14 protein-coding genes are annotated in these 17810 nt (G+C 71.5%); 9 read left to right on the top strand and 5 right to left on the bottom strand.

All coding sequences use genetic code 11. The features are described 5' to 3' along the window. Positions 1-44 precede the first annotated feature (44 nt). Positions 45-2681, top strand: a complete 2637-nt coding sequence (locus EKH77_RS10435) for a valine--tRNA ligase (RefSeq protein ID WP_126914132.1) — start codon at positions 45-47, stop codon at positions 2679-2681. Positions 2682-2777: 96 nt separating this feature from the next. Here the strand turns inward: EKH77_RS10435 and EKH77_RS10430 are convergent, their stop codons facing one another. From EKH77_RS10430 to EKH77_RS10410, 5 genes are all read right to left on the bottom strand, one after another. Next, positions 2778-3965: a hypothetical protein gene (locus tag EKH77_RS10430; protein WP_276319219.1), complete on the bottom strand. Its 1188-nt coding sequence runs from the start codon at positions 3963-3965 to the stop codon at positions 2778-2780. Positions 3966-4143: 178 nt separating this feature from the next. Next, positions 4144-5508 carry a glycosyltransferase gene (locus EKH77_RS10425; protein WP_126914130.1) on the bottom strand — a complete coding sequence of 455 codons (1365 nt, stop codon included), beginning with the start codon at positions 5506-5508 and terminating at the stop codon, positions 4144-4146. 79 nt (positions 5509-5587) lie between these two features. Next, positions 5588-6715 (bottom strand): non-hydrolyzing UDP-N-acetylglucosamine 2-epimerase, encoded by a 1128-nt coding sequence (wecB, locus tag EKH77_RS10420; RefSeq protein WP_126914129.1) that lies wholly within the window; start codon positions 6713-6715, stop codon positions 5588-5590. Positions 6716-6870: 155 nt separating this feature from the next. Further along, positions 6871-7557, bottom strand: coding sequence for a response regulator transcription factor (locus EKH77_RS10415; protein ID WP_126914128.1), 687 nt, complete (start codon positions 7555-7557; stop codon positions 6871-6873). Next, positions 7554-8708, bottom strand: a complete 1155-nt coding sequence (locus tag EKH77_RS10410; protein WP_126914127.1) for a sensor histidine kinase — start codon at positions 8706-8708, stop codon at positions 7554-7556. The genes EKH77_RS10415 and EKH77_RS10410 overlap by 4 nt, the downstream gene beginning before the upstream one ends. A gap of 142 nt (positions 8709-8850) precedes the next feature. Between EKH77_RS10410 and folC the strand changes: the two genes are divergently transcribed. The 8 genes from folC (at position 8851) to rodA (ending at position 17752) form a co-directional block, all read left to right on the top strand. Beyond that, positions 8851-10398, top strand: coding sequence for a bifunctional tetrahydrofolate synthase/dihydrofolate synthase (folC, locus tag EKH77_RS10405; protein WP_126914126.1), 1548 nt, complete (start codon positions 8851-8853; stop codon positions 10396-10398). 1 nt (position 10399) lies between these two features. Further along, complete coding sequence (locus tag EKH77_RS10400) at positions 10400-10762, top strand: DUF4233 domain-containing protein (RefSeq protein ID WP_126914125.1); 363 nt, start codon at positions 10400-10402, stop codon at positions 10760-10762. A 129-nt stretch (positions 10763-10891) separates the two neighbouring features. Next, positions 10892-11305: a nucleoside-diphosphate kinase gene (gene ndk, locus EKH77_RS10395; RefSeq protein ID WP_126914124.1), complete on the top strand. Its 414-nt coding sequence runs from the start codon at positions 10892-10894 to the stop codon at positions 11303-11305. Between the two features lie 292 nt (positions 11306-11597). Then, positions 11598-12617 carry a rod shape-determining protein gene (locus tag EKH77_RS10390; RefSeq protein WP_004950903.1) on the top strand — a complete coding sequence of 340 codons (1020 nt, stop codon included), beginning with the start codon at positions 11598-11600 and terminating at the stop codon, positions 12615-12617. 60 nt (positions 12618-12677) lie between these two features. Then, a complete protein-coding gene (mreC, locus tag EKH77_RS10385; RefSeq protein WP_126914123.1) occupies positions 12678-13610 on the top strand; it encodes a rod shape-determining protein MreC in 933 nt (310 codons plus the stop codon). Between the two features lie 4 nt (positions 13611-13614). Beyond that, positions 13615-14325 (top strand): rod shape-determining protein MreD, encoded by a 711-nt coding sequence (mreD, locus tag EKH77_RS10380; RefSeq protein WP_126914122.1) that lies wholly within the window; start codon positions 13615-13617, stop codon positions 14323-14325. After that, positions 14322-16556, top strand: a complete 2235-nt coding sequence (mrdA, locus tag EKH77_RS10375) for a penicillin-binding protein 2 (protein ID WP_126914121.1) — start codon at positions 14322-14324, stop codon at positions 16554-16556. Before mreD ends, mrdA begins: the two co-directional genes overlap by 4 nt. Further along, positions 16553-17752 (top strand): rod shape-determining protein RodA, encoded by a 1200-nt coding sequence (gene rodA, locus EKH77_RS10370; RefSeq protein ID WP_126914120.1) that lies wholly within the window; start codon positions 16553-16555, stop codon positions 17750-17752. The genes mrdA and rodA overlap by 4 nt, the downstream gene beginning before the upstream one ends. The last annotated feature ends 58 nt before the right edge of the window (positions 17753-17810 follow it).

Raw genomic sequence — 17810 nt, 5'->3', positions numbered from 1 at the left:
AACGGGTTCGTGAGCTGTCGGCCCCTCCCCGTAGAATTCGGTCCGTGACCGAGAACACTCAGCAGAGCCCCGACCGCGGGCCGAACGACAGCAACCCCGAACTGCCGACCCAGTACGCGCCGGCCGAGGTAGAGGGGCCGCTGTACGAGCGCTGGGTAGAGCGGGGCTACTTCGAGGCCGACGCCAAGAGCGACAAAGAGCCGTACACCATCGTCATCCCCCCGCCGAACGTCACGGGCTCCCTCCACCTGGGCCACGCCTTCGAGCACACGCTGATCGACGCCCTCACCCGCCGCAAGCGCATGCAGGGCTTCGAGGTCCTGTGGCAGCCCGGTATGGACCACGCCGGTATCGCCACGCAGAACGTGGTCGAGCGCGAGCTGGCCAAGGAGGGCAAGTCCCGCCACGACCTCGGCCGTGAGGCGTTCGTCGAGCGCGTCTGGCAGTGGAAGGCCGAGTCCGGTGGTCAGATCTCCGGGCAGATGCGTCGCCTGGGTGATGGTGTGGCGTGGAGCCGTGAGCGGTTCACCATGGACGAGGGTCTGTCCAAGGCCGTCCAGACGATCTTCAAGAAGCTCTACGACGACGAGCTGATCTACCGCGCCGAGCGCATCATCAACTGGTGCCCGCGCTGTCTGACCGCCATCTCCGACATCGAGGTGGAGTACCAGGACGACGAGGGCGAGCTCGTCTCCATCCGGTACGGCTCCGGGGACTCGGAGATCGTCGTCGCCACGACCCGCGCCGAGACGATGCTCGGCGACACCGCCGTGGCCGTCCACCCCGAGGACGAGCGCTACAAGCACCTCGTCGGCACCGAGATCGAGCTGCCGCTGACCGGCCGCCGCATCCCGGTCGTCGCCGACGAGCACGTCGACCCCGAGTTCGGCACGGGTGCCGTCAAGGTCACCCCCGCCCACGACCCGAACGACTTCGAGATCGGGCGCCGCCACGACCTGCCGTCGATCACCGTGCTCGACGAGCACGGCGTGATCACCACCCACGGTCCCTTCCTCGGCCTGGACCGCTTCGAGGCCCGCTCCGCGATCGTCGGCGCCCTGCGCGCCGAGGGCCGCATCGTCGCCGAGAAGCGCCCGTACACCCACTCCGTGGGTCACTGCTCGCGCTGCAAGACGACGCTGGAGCCGCGCCAGTCCATGCAGTGGTGGGTGAAGACCGCCCCGCTGGCCAAGGCCGCCGCCGACGCCGTCCGCGACGGCCAGGTCAAGATCCACCCGCAGGAGATGGAGAAGCGGTACTTCGACTGGGTGGACAACCTCCACGACTGGTGCATCTCGCGTCAGCTGTGGTGGGGCCACCGCATCCCGGTCTGGTACGGCCCGGACGGCGAGATGGTCTGCGTCGGCCCGGACGAGCAGCCGCCCGCCGGCGAGGGCTGGCACCAGGAGACGGACGTCCTCGACACCTGGTTCTCCTCCGGCCTGTGGCCGTTCTCCACGCTCGGCTGGCCCGAGAAGACCGACAGCGTCGCGAAGTTCTACCCGAACTCCGTCCTCGTCACCGGCTACGACATCCTCTTCTTCTGGGTCGTCCGGATGATGATGTTCGGTCTGTACGCGATGGACGGCACCCCGCCGTTCCACACCATCGCCCTCCACGGCATGGTCCGCGACCAGTTCGGCAAGAAGATGTCGAAGTCCTTCGGCAACGCGGTCAACCCGCTGGACTGGATGGACAAGTACGGCTCCGACGCCGTCCGCTTCACCCTCGCGCGCGGCGCCAACCCCGGCGTCGACGTGCCGATCGGCGAGGACTGGGTCCAGGGCTCGCGGAACTTCGCCAACAAGATCTGGAACGCCACGCGCTTCGCGATGATGAACGGCGCGACGGTCGAGGGCGAGCTGCCGCCGGTCGAGCAGATGTCGGCCACCGACCGCTGGATCATGTCGCGCCTCAACGCGACGGTCGCCGAGGTCGACGCCTACTACGACGACTACCAGTTCGCGAAGCTGTCCGACGCCCTCTTCCACTTCGCGTGGGACGAGGTCTTCGACTGGTACGTCGAGCTGTCGAAGACGACCTTCATGGCGGGCGGCGAGCAGGCCAAGGTCTCCGCGCGCGTGCTCGGCGAGGTCCTGGACGTCACCCTCAAGCTCCTCCACCCGGTCGTGCCCTTCGTCACCGAGACGCTGTGGACCACGCTCACGGGCAAGGAGTCGGTCGTCATCGCCGACTGGCCGAAGGACAGTGGCTTCCGTGACGCCGCCGCCGAGGCCGAGATCGAGAACCTCCAGCAGGTGATCACCGAGGTCCGCCGCTTCCGCGCCGACCAGGGCCTCCAGCCCGGCCAGCGCGTCCCGGCGAAGCTCGACCTGTCGGGCACGACGCTCGCCGCCCACGAGGGCGCGATCCGTCAGCTGCTGCGCCTCCAGCCCGCCGAGGACGGCTTCCACGCCACCGCGACCCTCCCGGTCGTCGGCGCCACGGTCGCCCTCGACCTGTCCGGCACGATCGACGTCGAGGCCGAGCGCAAGCGCCTGGCCAAGGCGCTGGCCGCGGCCGAGAAGGAGAAGGCGCAGGCCACGGCCAAGCTGGGCAACGAGGCCTTCCTGGCCAAGGCCGCCGAGGTCGCCGTGGAGAAGATCCGTACGCGGCTGGCGACGGCCGAGGCCGACATCGAGCGGATCGGCGCGCAGCTCGCCTCGCTCCCCGGCGCCTGAGCCGACAGGGCGATTCACGCCTGATACGACGCGGCCGGGTCATCCCCACTTCGGTGGGGGTGACCCGGCCGCGGCCGTATCGCATGAGGAACGGGATCAGCGCTCGCTGACCGGTCGCGCCTCCCACGGCCTCGTCCGGCCCGGGTCCCACATGGGCCCCCACGGCCCCGTCACGGGTTCCTCCTCCACCCGGTCGAGGGATCTGTGCTGGTTCCGGTCCCGCCGGTCCCGTACCGGGGCGAAGAGGACGTACGCCGTGGACACCACCACGAAGCCCAGCCGGATCAGGCCCTTGACCGACTCGTCGGGCACCAGGAACACGCTGCCGTAGAGCACCAGCAGCGCGATCCAGCTCCACCACGGCACCAGCCGCCGCTGGCCGCACACGTCCCACAGCAGGGTGCCGAGCAGCACCGAGGCCGTGTAGTAGGTGTAGACGCTGGGGTCGAGGACGATCCGGGCGTTGGCGCCCAGCAGGACGACGGCCGCCCAGCGGCCGCGCCAGACCGCGATCGCGCCCAGGCCGAGGCCGAGCGCCGCCTGGGCGGGGCGGGCCCAGTCGGGGGTCTGCGGGGTGTTGCCGCCCAGCCAGCGCAGCGCGGACGCCGGGTTGTTGGGGATGGTGAACTTCGCGGCGGCGAAGGAGTCCGGGGCGACGAGGAAGAACGGCAGCCAGGCGACGGCCACGAGGCCCACGCACCACAGCCCCGCCCGCAGCCACCGCTCCTTGGGCAGCGCCAGCAGCAGCGGCAGGAAGGCCATCGCCGTGGGCTTGGAGTCCAGGGCGAGGGCCATGCAGATGCCGGTGGCCGCCGCGTCGCAGCGCGTCAGATAGCGCACGGCGAGCGCGGTGAAGAACAGGGCGAGGACGTCGTCCAGATGCGCGAAGCGGACCGAGACCTCGATCCACATGGGGATGAAGGCCAGGCCCGCGATGAGGACCCGCTGCCGCAGCCGCTGGTGGTTGGTGCCGGTGCCCAGGAGGTGCCGGGCGGCGCTGCGGCCGGCCAGGACCAGGATCACCAGGCCCAGCAGGGACATCAGCGCCTCGGCCAGCACCTGGCCGACCATGGCAGGGAAGGGGTTGAACAGGCCGGCCACCAGGAAGCTGATGGGGCCCATCTGGAGCTCGGGGTGGCGTGCGTAGAGGTTGAGGCCGCCGTCGCCGGAGGATCCCCCGTCGTAGATCAGCTCACCGCCGGTGCGCAGATAGTGCCAGGAGAATCCGCCGCTGGGCTCCACGACGATGAACCAGAGCACTGCCCACCCGGTGAGCAGCAGCAAATGTGTTCTGTTGCTGAGTTGTGGTGTGCGCACAACGCTCCGTTCCGCCACCCGGAACCGTTCCGGGCATAAATATCACCGGCGGTCAGATGGCGGAACGGAGCGGAAGGTTGCCTCGTCGGTCGGTTCTGTGACCGAACTCATGGTTTCGTGCGGAGTGGTTTCACGCGAAGGCGGCTCAGGCCTCGATGGCCACCGGGCCGGAGGTGGTGCTCTCGGCGTTGCGGCGGGTCTTGGCCCAGCCGTTGCGGCCGCGCAGCATCCGGACGAAGCCCCGGGCGGACGCCGGGAAGAGATGGTAGGCGTACACCCACAGCGCCAGCCCCCACAGGAGGGCGGTCAGCAGCGAGCGGTCGTCGGCGCGGTCCCGGCGGTAGACCGGACCCCACAGGACGAACGGGGTCACGGAGACCACGGCCAGGGCGATCACCAGCGGCCACAGGGCCAGCATGCCGCCGAACGCCTCGCCCACGCCGTCCTCGGCGGCGGTGATGCCCAGCAGGGTGAACATGACCGCGCACAGCGCGAGGGTGACCAGGTGGGCGACGGGCTGGAGGAAGGTGTACAGGGTCTCCAGGACGCCCTTGCCGCCGTAGTGGCGGGAGGAGACGATGCGCGGCGCGTAGCGGACGCACTGGAGGTTGCCCTGGGCCCAGCGGGTGCGCTGGGTGAGGAACCGGCGGCCGTGCGGGAGGCCCTCCTGGGAGACCCAGGTGTCGGCTATGTGGGATATCCGGTCACCGTTGAGGATCATGTGGAGGCCCAGCTCGTAGTCCTCCAGCAGCGCGCCGCGCTGCCAGGGGCGGCGCTCGGCGGCGGCGATGCGGTCCAGGGAGGCGAGTCGGGTGAACTGGCCGTTGCCGCCCAGGCCGACGGAGCCGGTGCGGCCGCGCAGCAGCTGCATGCCGGCGTTGGAGACGGAGAACTCCATGTCCTGCATGCGCACCAGCAGCCGGGCGAAGGCGTTGGCGGCCCGGCCGCGGTCGGGCAGCGGGCGCGGGTCCTCGGTGTTGCGCATCCGGACGCTGACCTGCACGCCGCCGGTCTCGGGGTCGCCGAAGCCCTGGGGACCGCTGACGCGGGCGAGGGCGTGCGGGTCGAGCTGGCCGTCGGCGTCGATGACGCACACGACGACGCGCTCGCGGTCGGTGTCCTTGGACAGGAACTGGTTCAGCTCGTCGTACGCGGCGTTGAGCGCGGCGCCCTTGCCCTGGCGGGCGTTGGGCCGGCGCCGGCTGACGAGGTGGACCCGGCGGTCCTCGTCGGCGAGGGCGGCGACGATGGCGCCGGTGCGGTCCTCGCTGTCGTCGTCGATGACCCAGACGTGGGCGCCCGGGTGGTCGGCGCGCAGCCGCGTGACGGTGGTGCCGACGACGGCCTCCTCGTCACGGCAGGGGACGAAGAAGTGCCAGTCGAACGCGCCGGGGTCGCCGTTCTCGACGGCGGGGCGGCGGGTGTACGCGTGGCGGGCGCCGGCCCAGTAGAGCAGGAAGCAGAGGAGGAGGAAGAAGGGGAAGGCGAGGAGGAAGGGGCTGGAGAACATGCGGGGGTAAGGCTCCGGGCGTCGAGGGCGGCGAGGGCGGCGTCTAGGTGGGGGCGGCTTGCCGGGCGGTCGCGCGTGGCTACGCGGCGGCGGCCAGCTCCGCGGGGGCCGCCACGGCGGCCAGGAGCGCGACGATGCGGTCCGACGCCAGCCCGTCACCGAACGGGCTCGGCAGGGCGGCCAGGCGGGCGAGGCCCTCCGGGCCCTCCGCGAGGCGGCGGCGGGCGGCCTCGCCGATGGCGCGGCCCGGCTCGACCAGGTCCGCGAAGTCGGCCATGGCCTCAGGGCGCTCGGTGGAGCGGCGGACGACGACCAGCGGGCGGCCGAGGACCGTGCACTCCTCCTGGATGCCGCCGGAGTCGGAGACCAGCAGGGCGGCGTGCCGGGCGAGGGCCAGGAACTCGGAGTAGCCGAGCGGTGCCGTCACCGTCAGCGGGGCCAGCAGGTCCGTGAGGCCGGCGGCCTCGACGCGGGCGCGGGTGCGCGGGTGCAGGGGCAGGACGACCGGGCGGCCGGGGGTCGCGAGGGCGCCCAGCTCGGTCAGGATCGCGCGCAGCGCCTCGGCGGAGTCGGTGTTCTCGGGCCGGTGGACGGTCGCCAGGACGTAGCCGTCGGCGGTCAGCCCGTGGCGGTCCAGCAGCGCCGCGCGCTCGGCCGCGCCGGGGAGCTGGTTGCGGACGGCCTCGACGACGGTGTTGCCGGTGAGGGCGATCCGGGAGGCGGCGACGCCCTCGGCGAGGAGGTTGGCGCGGTTGTCCTCGGTGGCGGCGCACAGCACGTCGGCGATGCTGTCGATGAGGACGCGGTTGTGCTCCTCGGGCATGTTGCGGTCGTGGCTGCGCAGACCGGCCTCGACGTGCAGCAGCGGGATGTCGCGGGCGTTGGCGGACAGCGCGCCGGCGAGGGCGGCGTTGGTGTCGCCCTGGACGACGACGGCCAGCGGCGGCTCGGCGGTGAACAGCGCGTCGAGCTGGGCGAGGGCGGCGGAGATCTGCACGGCGCGCGGCTGCCCGCCGACACCGGTGAGGAAGGTCGGCTCGGGCAGGCCCAGCTCGGTCAGGAAGCGGCCGGACAGCTCCTCGTCGTAGTGCTGGCCGGTGTGGACCAGGTGGGCGGCGGGTCCCAGGAGGCGCACGAGGTCGGTGAGCTTGACCAGCTCGGGACGCGTACCGAGAACGATCGCGATGCTGCGGGGCGGCAGGGACATGCGGGGCTCCTGGGGCTGTCGGGGGCGGTGACAGCTCCAGAGAGTGGGTTGTCTCGGTTGCCGGGTCGGATGGGGTTTGGTTGCGGGACGGTAGCGAACGGATTTCGGGACTTTGGTCCCGTTCGTTCCGGGGGGCGCTCCAGCCGTTCCCGGGGCTACTCCGGCCGGTAGCGGTAGCCCAGTCCCCGCACGGCCTCCAGGGGGTCGGCCGCCTCGTCGCCCGCCGCCTGGCGGAGCTTGCGCCGCAGCCGCAGGACCGCGAACTTCACGCGCTCCCGTCCGGTGCCCTCCGGGTCGTCCCAGACCCGGTCGAGGAGCTGGTCGGTGGTGATCACCCGGCCGCGGTTGCGGACGAGGACCTGGAGCAGGCGGTACTCGATGTCGCTGAGGCGGATCTCGTGGCCCTGCCAGACCGCGGAGCGGCGCTCGGGGACCAGGCGCAGCCCGTCGTCGCCGAAGGAGTCGCCGGCCCAGCGGGTGGGGGCGCTGCGGCGCAGCAGCGCCTCGACGCGGGCGAGGAGCTCGTCGTTGCCGAAGGGCTTGGGGAGGTAGTCGTCCGCGCCGGCGCGCAGGCCGCGCACGCGGTCGCTCTCGGCGCCCCGCGCGGTGAGCAGGAGCACGGGCAGGTCGCTCATGTCGCGGGTGCGCTCCAGCACCTCCCAGCCGTCGAGGCCGGGGAGGCCGATGTCGAGGATCATCAGCCCGGGGCGCTCGGCGAACAGCAGCCGCAGGGCCTCCCGGCCGTCGTCGGCGGTCGTGACCTCGTAGCCGCTGCGGGTGAGCAGGACGCGCAGGGCGAGGGCGACGTCGGGGTCGTCCTCGACGACGAGGACGCCGGTCATGACGCCGCCCCCGTGGCGTCCTGTGGCGGTCCCGCTGACGGGCCCGCGATCGGCAGCCGGATGCGGAAGACCGCGCCCTCGCCCTCGTGGCCGCCGACGGCGATCGTGCCGCCGTGCCGTTCGACGACCGTGCGGCCGATGGCGAGGCCGAGGCCGGTGCCGGGGTAGCCGCCGGAGCGGGCGTTGGGGGCCCGGACGAAGCCGGTGAAGATCTCGTGGCGGTACTTCTCGGGGATGCCGATGCCCGTGTCGGCGACCTCGATGTCCCAGTGGACGCCCCGGGGCGCGGCCGTGATGCCGACCCGGCCGCCGGCCGGGGTGAACTTCGCGGCGTTCTCCAGCAGATTGCCGATCACGTGCCGGAGCCGGTGGCGGTCGCCGCGCAGGGCGGGGCCGCTCTCGCAGTCCAGTACGGCGAAGACGCCAGCGGCCTCCAGCTCTCCCATGTGGTCCAGCAGGGCCTCCGCGAGCATGTCGGGCACGTCCACGGGGGCGAACTCCAGCTCCGGCCCGACGGCCCGCATCCGGGTGGTCAGCAGCAGGTCGGAGATCACCCGCTGCATCCGCGCGGCGTTGCGCAGGATGGCGTCGAGGAACGAGGACTGCTCGGTGGTGAGGGTGCCGAAGGCGGGGTCGGCCAGGAGCTCGCCGAAGCTGCCGATGGAGGTGAGCGGGGTGCGCAGCTCGTGGGAGGCGGCGGCGGTGAAGGCGTTGCGCTGGCGGGCCAGCTCGGTGAGCGCGGCGTTGTCGCGCTTCAGGTCGTGCTCGCGCCGTTTGGCGTCACTGATATCCGTAAACGTCCACAGGGCACCGAGATACGCGCTGTTCTCGCGCAGCGGCTCGACCCGGCGGCGGATGATCCGTCCGTCGGTCAGCGGGATCTCCGCGACGCGGTGGACGTGGCGGCGGGCCAGGATCTCGTCCGGGGCGTGGGGCTGGGAGACGTCGGTGGTGTAGAACGCCCGGACGAGCGGGACGACCGGGCGCATGGGGGCGCCGGGGGAGAGGTCGGCCCTCCCGTCGAGGTCGAACATGGCGACGAATCTGCGGTTGACGGCCAGGATCTCGTCGGCCGGGCTCTGCAGGAGGGCGCCGGACGGCAGCGCCTCCAGGACCGCCCGGAGCCGGTCCCGGTCCTCCGAGGACGCCATGGCTCTCACCGCCGGAACCTCGCTTAACGGATCTTCCGGAAGAACCGTATGACAATCCGGTTGGGCCCGCCCCTCATGGCCGGAGGGCGCCGTCCGAGACGCACCGGCCTTCCGCGCGCCCCCGGTCCGTAGACTGGGCCGCGTGAGCGAGCGCCCCCTGAATGACGAGAACGGCGATCTCGAACCCGGCGAAACCGGTACGCCCGGTGCCGCCGACCGGTTCGAGGAGATCGTCGATGCCGAGACCGACAGAGACCCCGACCTCGCCGTGATCGAGGCGGGCAGCCGCACCCTGCGCACCCAGGGCGGGCCGCCGCAGGGCGACGGCGTGCCGGCGCGCCCGGAGGACCCGGAGGTGGACCGGGCCCTGCGCGAGGTGGAGGCGGAGCTCGCGGGCCGCTGGGGCGAGACCAAGCTGGACCCGTCGCTGGCCCGCATGGAAGCCCTGATGGACATCCTGGGGCAGCCGCAGCGCGCCTACCCCGCGATCCACATCACCGGCACCAACGGCAAGACCAGCACCGCCCGCATGATCGAGGCCCTGCTGGGCGCCTTCGACCTGCGCACCGGCCGCTACACCAGCCCCCACGTGCAGTCCGTCACCGAGCGGATCAGCCTGGACGGCGCCCCCATCCCCGCCGAGCGCTTCATCGAGACGTACCGGGACATCAAGCCGTACGTCGAGATGGTCGACGAGCGCGAGGACTTCCGGATGTCCTTCTTCGAGGTCATCACGGGCATGGCCTTCGCCGCCTTCGCGGACGCCCCGGTCGACGTGGCCGTCGTCGAGGTCGGCATGGGCGGCACCTGGGACGCCACGAACGTCGTCGACGGCACCGTCGCCGTGGTCACCCCCATCGCGCTCGACCACACCGACCGGCTCGGCTCCACGCCCGGCGACATCGCCACGGAGAAGGCCGGGATCGTCAAGTCCGGCGCCACCGTCGTGCTGTCCCAGCAGCCGGTGGACGCGGCGCAGGTGCTGCTCAAGCACGCCGTCGAGGTGGACGCCACGGTCGCCCGCGAGGGCATGGAGTTCGGCGTGGTCGGCCGGGAGGTCGCCGTCGGCGGCCAGCTGCTGACCCTGCGCGGTCTGGGCGGCGAGTACGAGGAGGTCTTCCTCCCGCTGTACGGCGCCCATCAGGCGCACAACGCCGCCGTGGCCCTGGCCGCCGTCGAGGCGTTCTTCGGGATCGGCTCGCAGCACGCCCGTCCGCTCGACATCGACGTGGTCCGCCGCGCCTTCGCGGCGGTCACCTCGCCGGGCCGGCTGGAGGTCGTGCGCCGCAGCCCCACGGTGGTGCTGGACGCCGCGCACAACCCGGCGGGCGCCCGTGTCACCGCCGACGGCATCACCGAGGCGTTCGGCTTCAGCCGGCTGATCGGCGTCGTCGGCACCAGCGCCGACAAGGACGTCCGGGGTCTGCTGGAGGCCTTCGAGCCGATCTTCGCCGAGGTCGTCGTCACCCGGAACTCCACCCCGCGCGCGATGGACGTCGACGAGCTCGCCGGCGTGGCCGTCGAGGTCTTCGGCGCCGAGCGGGTGCAGGTCGAACCGCGCCTGGACGACGCCCTGGAGGCCGCGATCACCCTCGCCGAGGAGGAGAGCGAGTACTCCGGCGCGGGTGTCCTGGTGACCGGTTCGGTGATCACCGTGGGCGAGGCCCGGCTGCTGCTGGGAAGGGGCTGACATGCGGACGCTGTGCGCCAGCACCCTGATCGGCGAGTTCTTCGTCATCGGCTTCGCGGGCCTGGTCGCCATGCAGACCTCCGACCTGTCCGCGGGCACGGTCTGGGCCGTCAGCGGCACCGCCATGGTGCTGAGCGTGCTGCTGTGCGGCGTGCTCACCCGCCCCGGCGGCGTCCAGCTGGGCTGGGCGCTCCAGCTCGGGCTGATCGCGAGCGGCCTGGTCGTCCCGATGATGTTCATCCTGGGCGTGGTCTTCGCCGGTCTGTGGTGGGCCTCGGTCCACTACGGCCGCAAGGTCGACGAGGCGAAGGCCCGCTTCGCCCGGCTGACGGCGGAGGCGGAGGCGGCGGAGCAGTCGGCCTGAGCGCCGGACCGCGCCCGGGCCCGCCGGGGCGCCCGCCCCGGCCCGTCCGGGCCGAGTACCGGCGGGCCCCGGCGGGGCGGTAGCCTTCGCCCCACGCATCCGATCGCCTGCCCGCTAGGAGCCCGCAGTATGAGCCAGCGCACCCTCGTCCTCCTCAAGCCCGACGCGGTCCGCCGCGGCCTGGTCGGTGAGATCATCGGCCGTATCGAGCGCAAGGCCGGCTGGACGATCGGCGCGCTGGAGCTGCGCACCCTGGAGCGCGCCACGCTGGAGCAGCACTACGCCGAGCACGTGGGCCGCGAGTTCTACGAGCCGCTGATGGGCTTCATGTCCTCCGGCCCGGTCGTGGCGCTGGTCGTCGAGGGCGAGCGCGTCATCGAGGGCGTCCGCGCGCTGGCCGGCCCGACCGACCCGATCTCGGCCGCTCCCGGCTCCATCCGTGGTGACTTCGGCACCATCACGCGCGAGAACCTCATCCACGCCTCGGACTCGGAGGAGTCCGCGGAGCGGGAAATCAAGATTTTCTTTCCCGGTCTCGCCTGATTCGGGATCAACCGGATCTGCCGAACAGCCATTCTGATCAGGGCGGTCGATTAATCCCTTCGGCCGCCCTTGGCATATGCGCGCCGATCGGGGGAACCTCTCACTCCGACACGACGTCACCATTACTGGGGCCAGCTCGTGTTCCGCCGACAATGGCGGAGGAACCCTCGCGCCACGTTCGAGTGGGCGAGACTACGATGAAGCTTCCGCGCCCCGCAGCGCACCACCTGCCGACCTCGAGTAAGCATTCGCCCAAACTGGGAAGGCCAGACGTATCCTCATGGGGAACAACATGTCGTTCATCGGCCGTGACATGGCTGTCGACCTCGGGACCGCCAACACGCTGGTGTACGTCAGAGGCCGCGGGATCGTCCTCAACGAGCCGTCAGTCGTCGCGATCAATACCAACACCGGTGGGATCCTCGCGGTCGGCGCCGAAGCCAAGAAGATGATCGGCCGAACTCCGGGGAACATCGTCGCGGTGCGTCCTCTGAAGGACGGTGTCATCGCCGACTTCGAGATCACGGAGCGGATGCTCCGCTACTTCATCCTCAAAATCCACAAGCGCCGCTGGATGGCCCGCCCGCGTGTCGTGGTGTGCGTGCCCTCCGGTATCACCGGCGTCGAGCGCCGTGCCGTCATCGAGGCCTCCACCCAGGCCGGCGCGCGTCAGGTGCACATCATCGAGGAGCCCATGGCCGCGGCCATCGGCTCCGGCCTGCCCGTCCACGAGGCGACCGGCAACATGGTCGTCGACATCGGCGGCGGCACCACCGAGGTCGCCGTGATCTCGCTGGGCGGCATCGTCACCGCGCAGTCCATCCGCGTCGCCGGCGACGAGCTGGACAACGCGATCATCCAGCACATCAAGAAGGAGTACAGCCTCCTCCTCGGTGAGCGCACCGCCGAACAAATCAAGATCACTATCGGTTCGGCGTACGACCTGGAGCAGGACGAGCACACCGAGATCCGCGGCCGCGACCTGGTCAGCGGGCTGCCCAAGACCGTGGTCATCTCGGCCGCCGAGGTCCGCAAGGCCATCGAGGAGCCCGTCAACTCCATCGTCGACGCCGTCAAGACCACCCTCGACAAGTGCCCGCCCGAGCTGTCGGGTGACGTCATGGACCGGGGCATCGTTCTCACCGGTGGAGGGGCGCTGCTGCGGGGCCTGGACGAGCGGCTGCGCCGCGAGACCGGGATGCCCATCCACATCGCCGAGGACCCGCTGGACTCCGTCGCCCTGGGCTCCGGCAAGTGCGTCGAGGAGTTCGAGGCGCTCCAGCAGGTACTGGACGCCCAGCCCCGCCGGTGAACAGGATGACCGTCCGGGCCCGGAGCCGGACGGTCCGACGAGAAGGGCTCGCCGCCGCACGTGAGGGACACACGAGAGAGCCGGCTGCTGCTGGTCCTGCTGATCGCGATCGCCTTCGCGCTGATCACGGTCGACATCCGCGGCGGTGAGCAGTCCCCGCTCGACGGAGTGCGCCACGCCGCCGCCTCGGCGTTCGGGCCGGTGGAGAAGGGCGTCGCCGCCGCGGTCGACCCGGTCGGCGAGGCCGTCGCCGCCGTCCGCGACTCCGGGGACCGCAGCAGCCGCATCGCCGAGCTGGAGCGCGAGAACACCGCCCTCAAGCAGCGCCTGGGCAGCGACGACCGCAATCGCGGCCGGCTGCGCGAGCTGGACGCCATGCTCAAGACCGCCGGCCGCGGCCAGTACGGCATCAAGGGCGCCCAGGTCATCGCCATAGGAGCCGCGCAGGGCTTCTCCTGGACGGTCACCATCGACATCGGCGCGAACGACGGCGTCCGCCGCGACATGACCGTGCTCAACGGCGATGGGCTCGTCGGCCGCGTCACCACCGTCGGCCCGGGCACCGCCACCGTGCTGCTCGCCAGCGACCCCAAGTTCACCGTCGGCACCCGCATGGAGAAGACCGGCGAGATCGGCTTCGCCAACGGTCAGGGCGACAGCTCCCTGCGCGTCGAACTCCTCAACGGCAAGGCCACCGTCCGCAAGGGCGACCGGCTGGTCACCTTCGGCTCCAGCCGCGACAAGCCGTTCGTCGCCGGGGTCCCCGTCGGCGAGGTCACCCACGTCGAGCCCGCGGGCGGCGGCCTCACCCGCACCCTCCTGGTCCGCCCCTTCGTCGGCTTCAGCAAGCTCGACCTGGTCGGCGTCGTCGTCCAGGCGCCCCACGAGGACCCGCGCGACACCGTGCTGCCGCCCAAGCCCGAGGCCCCCAAACCCGCCCCCACCGTGACCGTCACCGTCACCCCCAGCCCGAGTGCCAAGCCCCAGGACTGAACCGATGCGCCTGAACCGGATCCTGCTCTCGACCGCGCTCGTGGTGGTGGCCCTGGTCGCCCAGGTGAGCGTCCTGGCCCGGCTCCACCTCCCCGGCGCCGTACCCGACCTGATGCTCCTCGTCGTCGTCGGCCTCGGCCTGGTCTACGGCCACACCGCGGGCTGTCTCGTCGGCTTCGGCGCCGGCCTCCTGGCCGACCTCGCGCCACCCGCCGACCACGCCACCGGGCGCTACGCGCTCGTGCTGTGCGTCATCGGCTATCTGGTCGGTCTCGCCCGGCCGGACAGCGGCCGGGTCCGCTCGGCGACCGTCCCCATGCTCGCCGTCGTCGGCGCGGCCGTCCTCTCCACGCTGCTGTACGCGGGCGTGGGTTCCCTCGTCGGGGACACCGCCGCCCGCCACGTGGGCCTGAGCGGCCTGGTGGCCACCGCCGCCTGCTACGACCTGCTGCTCGCGCCCTTCGTCGTGCCGCTCGTCATGACCATGGCCCGCCGTACCGTCTCCGACCCGCTCACCGGCGACGGCACGGCCGTCGCGGGCGGCGGCGACGGGGGGTACGGGCGGACGGCCAAGCGCGGCTTCCGCGTCGGCCGCGTGAGCCGCAGGAACCGGCTGGGCGGACGCGGCCGGGGCGGCCGCCTCGGGGTCCAGAGCGGCCTGCTGCCGAGGGCCGGGCGCCGGCAGCCGAAGCTCAAGGGAGTGAAGCGCCTGTGAGTACTCTCCCTGAAGGAGGGCGCACCCCCCGGGTGACGATCCGGCTGATCGTCATTCAGATCCTGGTCTTCTCGCTGCTGCTCACCCTCGCCGGCCGCCTGTGGTACCTGCAGATCCGCAACGGCGACCAGTACACGGCCGAGGCCGCCAGCAACCACATCCAGCAGGTCGTCGCCGCCGCCACGCGGGGGTCCATCCTCGACGCCCGGGGCGTGCCGCTCGCCGACAACGAGACCCGTCTCGTCGTCTCCGCGAACCGCACCGACCTGATGAAGATGAAGGACAAGGGCAGGACCGTCCTCACCCGCCTCGCGGGCGTCCTCAACCTCAAGCCCGAGGACGTCGCCGCCAAGGTCCGGCTGTGCGACGCCAAGACCCCCAAGCCCTGCTGGGCCGGCTCGCCCTACCAGCCCATCCCCATCACCGACGAGGCCACCACCCAGCAGGCCCTCCAGATCCGCGAGCGCCAGGAGGACTTCCCCGGCATCACCGCCGAGCCCACGGCCGTGCGCCGCTACGCGGGCCCCGGCGGCTCCAACACCGCCCAGGTCCTCGGCTACCTCTCGCCCGTCACCGACGCCGAGATCACCAAGGCCAAGGACTCCCGCACCCCGCTGCTCCGCTCCGACCAGGTCGGCCGCTCCGGGCTGGAGCGGCAGTACGACAGCGAGCTGCGCGGCAGGGCCGGCGTCACCCGCTACGAGGTCGACAACCTCGGCCGCGTCATCGGCAAGGCCAAGAGCGACAAGGCCGTCCCCGGCGCCAACATCGTCACCAGCATCGACGCCCGTGTGCAGGCCATAGCGGAGCACGAGCTGGACCAGGCGATGAAGGACGCCCGCAAGGAGCTCGACCGCAACACCGGCGTCAACTACAAGGCCGACGCGGGCGCCGTCGTCGTACTGGAGTCCAGGACCGGCCGGGTGGTGGCCATGGCCTCCAACCCCACCTACGACCCCAACGCCTGGGTCGGCGGCATCTCCGGCAAGGACTACAAGGCCCTCACCGGCGAGGACTCCAACTACCCGCTGCTCAACCGGGCCATCCAGGGCCAGGCGGCCCCCGGCTCCATCTTCAAGGTCATCAGCACCACGGCCGCCGTCAAGGCCGGCTACGCCTTCACCGACCACTACAACTGCTCCAGCGCCTACAGCATCGGCAACCAGGTCTTCAAGAACTACGAGTCCAAGGGCTACGGCGCCATCGACCTCGGCCAGGCGCTCGAGGTCTCCTGCGACACCGTCTTCTACGACCTGGCCTACAAGCAGTGGCAGAAGGACGGCGGCAACAAGCCCCAGCACCCGGCGGACTGGTTCTACAAGACCGCCCACCAGTTCGGGCTCGGCAAGGAGACCGGCATCGACCTGCCCAACGAGGTCCGCGGCCGGGTCCCCGACCGCGAGTGGAAGAAGCGGTACTGGGAGGCCAACAAGGACGTCTGGTGCAAGCAGGGCGACAAGGACGACAGCTACGCCGGGAAGATCGCCAAGGAGAACTGCGAGTCCGGCATGCGGATGCGCGCCGGTGACTCCGTCAACTACTCCATCGGCCAGGGCGACACCCTCGTCACCCCCATCCAGATGGCCACCATCTACGCGGCCATCAGCAACGGCGGCACCCTCTGGAACCCCACCGTCGGCAAGGCGGTCATCAGCCCCGACGGCAAGCGCGTCCAGGAGATCAAGCCGACCTCCCACGGCCGGCTGCCCATAGACGGCACCCTCCGCGACCAGATGGACGCCGCCCTCGCCGGCGTCGCCACCAAGGGCACCGCCGCCTGGCGCTTCCAGGGCTGGCCGCAGGACCGGATCCCCATGCACGCCAAGACCGGCACCGCCGAGGTCTACGGCAAGCAGACCACGTCCTGGTTCGCCACCTACACGTCCGACTACACGGTCGTCATGACGATCGCCCAGGGCGGCACCGGCTCCGGCGCCTCCGGCCCCGCCGTGCGCAACATCTACAACGCGCTCTACGGCGTCGACGAAAAGGGCAAGGTCGACGACTCGAAGGCGCTGCTGCCGCACCCGCAGAGCGGACTTCCCAAAATCGAGAAGGACGGCACCATCGAGGCGCAGCCCATCCCCACGGCGCCGCCGTCCCCCTCCCCGTCCGGCTCCGACGGGGCGTCACCGGCGCCGTCCGCCTCGCCCGCGGACACCGGGCTGCCGTCCCCGCCGCCGGAGACCCCGACCGAGCCCGCGACCCGGCGGGAGGAACAGAACCGATGAGCACCGCCCAGGGCTACCGGGTCCGCCGCTTCACCCCCGAACGCGGCGCCTGGTCCCGTCTCACCGCCCGCGACTCCGTGCTGCGCCGCCTCGACTGGGTGATGCTGCTCGCGGCCCTCGCCCTCTCGGCCATCGGCACGCTGCTCGTCTACTCGGCCACCCGCAACCGCACCGAGCTCAACCAGGGCGACCCGTACTACTTCCTGCTGCGCAACCTGCTCAACACCGGCATCGGCCTCGCCTTCGCCATCGGCGCGGTCTGGGTCGGCAGCCGGGCGCTGCGGGGCGCCGTGCCGATCCTCTACGGCATCTCCTGTCTCTTCACGCTGGCCGTGCTCACGCCGCTGGGCGCGACCATCAACGGCGCGCGGTCCTGGATCCAGCTCGGCGGCGGCTTCTCCATCCAGCCCTCCGAGTTCACGAAGATCACCATCACGCTGGGGATGGCGATGCTGCTGGCCGGGAAGGTCGACGCGGGCGACCGCCGCCATCCCGACCACCGGACCGTGATGCAGGCCCTCGGCCTGGCCGGGCTGCCGATCGCGATCATCCTGCTGATGCCCGACCTCGGCTCGGTCATGGTGCTCGTGGTGATCGTGCTCGCCGTGCTCCTCTCCTCCGGGGCCTCCAACCGCTGGATCGCGGGCCTGCTGGGCGCCGGCATCCTCGGCTGCGTCCTCATCTGGCAGCTCGGGGTGCTCGACGAGTACCAGATCAACCGCTTCGCGGCCTTCGCCAACCCCGCCCTCGACCCCTCCGGCGTCGGCTACAACACCAACCAGGCCCGGATCGCCATCGGTTCCGGCGGGCTGTCCGGTTCCGGCCTCTTCCACGGCTCGCAGACCACGGGCCAGTTCGTGCCCGAACAGCAGACCGACTTCATCTTCACCGTGGCCGGTGAGGAGCTCGGCTTCATGGGCGCGGGGACGATCATCTTCCTGCTCGGGGTGGTGCTCTGGCGGGCCTGCCGGATCGCCCGCGAGTCCACCGAGCTCTACGGCACCATCGTGGCCGCCGGGATCATCGCCTGGTTCGCCTTCCAGAGCTTCGAGAACATCGGCATGACCCTGGGCATCATGCCCGTCACCGGCCTGCCGCTGCCGTTCGTCTCCTACGGGGGATCGTCGATGTTCGCCGCCTGGATAGCGGTGGGGCTCCTTCAGTCGATCAGGGCGCAGCGGCCGGTTTCCGCGTAAGCGGCCGGACGGGCGGCCGGACAGGCGGCCGGTTTCCGTACGGCCGGGCGGCGGGGGA

This window comes from Streptomyces luteoverticillatus (assembly GCF_003970715.1).
GTDB classification, from domain to species: Bacteria; Actinomycetota; Actinomycetes; order Streptomycetales; family Streptomycetaceae; genus Streptomyces; species Streptomyces abikoensis.
The sequence above is the reverse complement of the archived record's forward strand: the minus strand, read 5'-3'. Positions and strand labels throughout refer to the sequence as shown.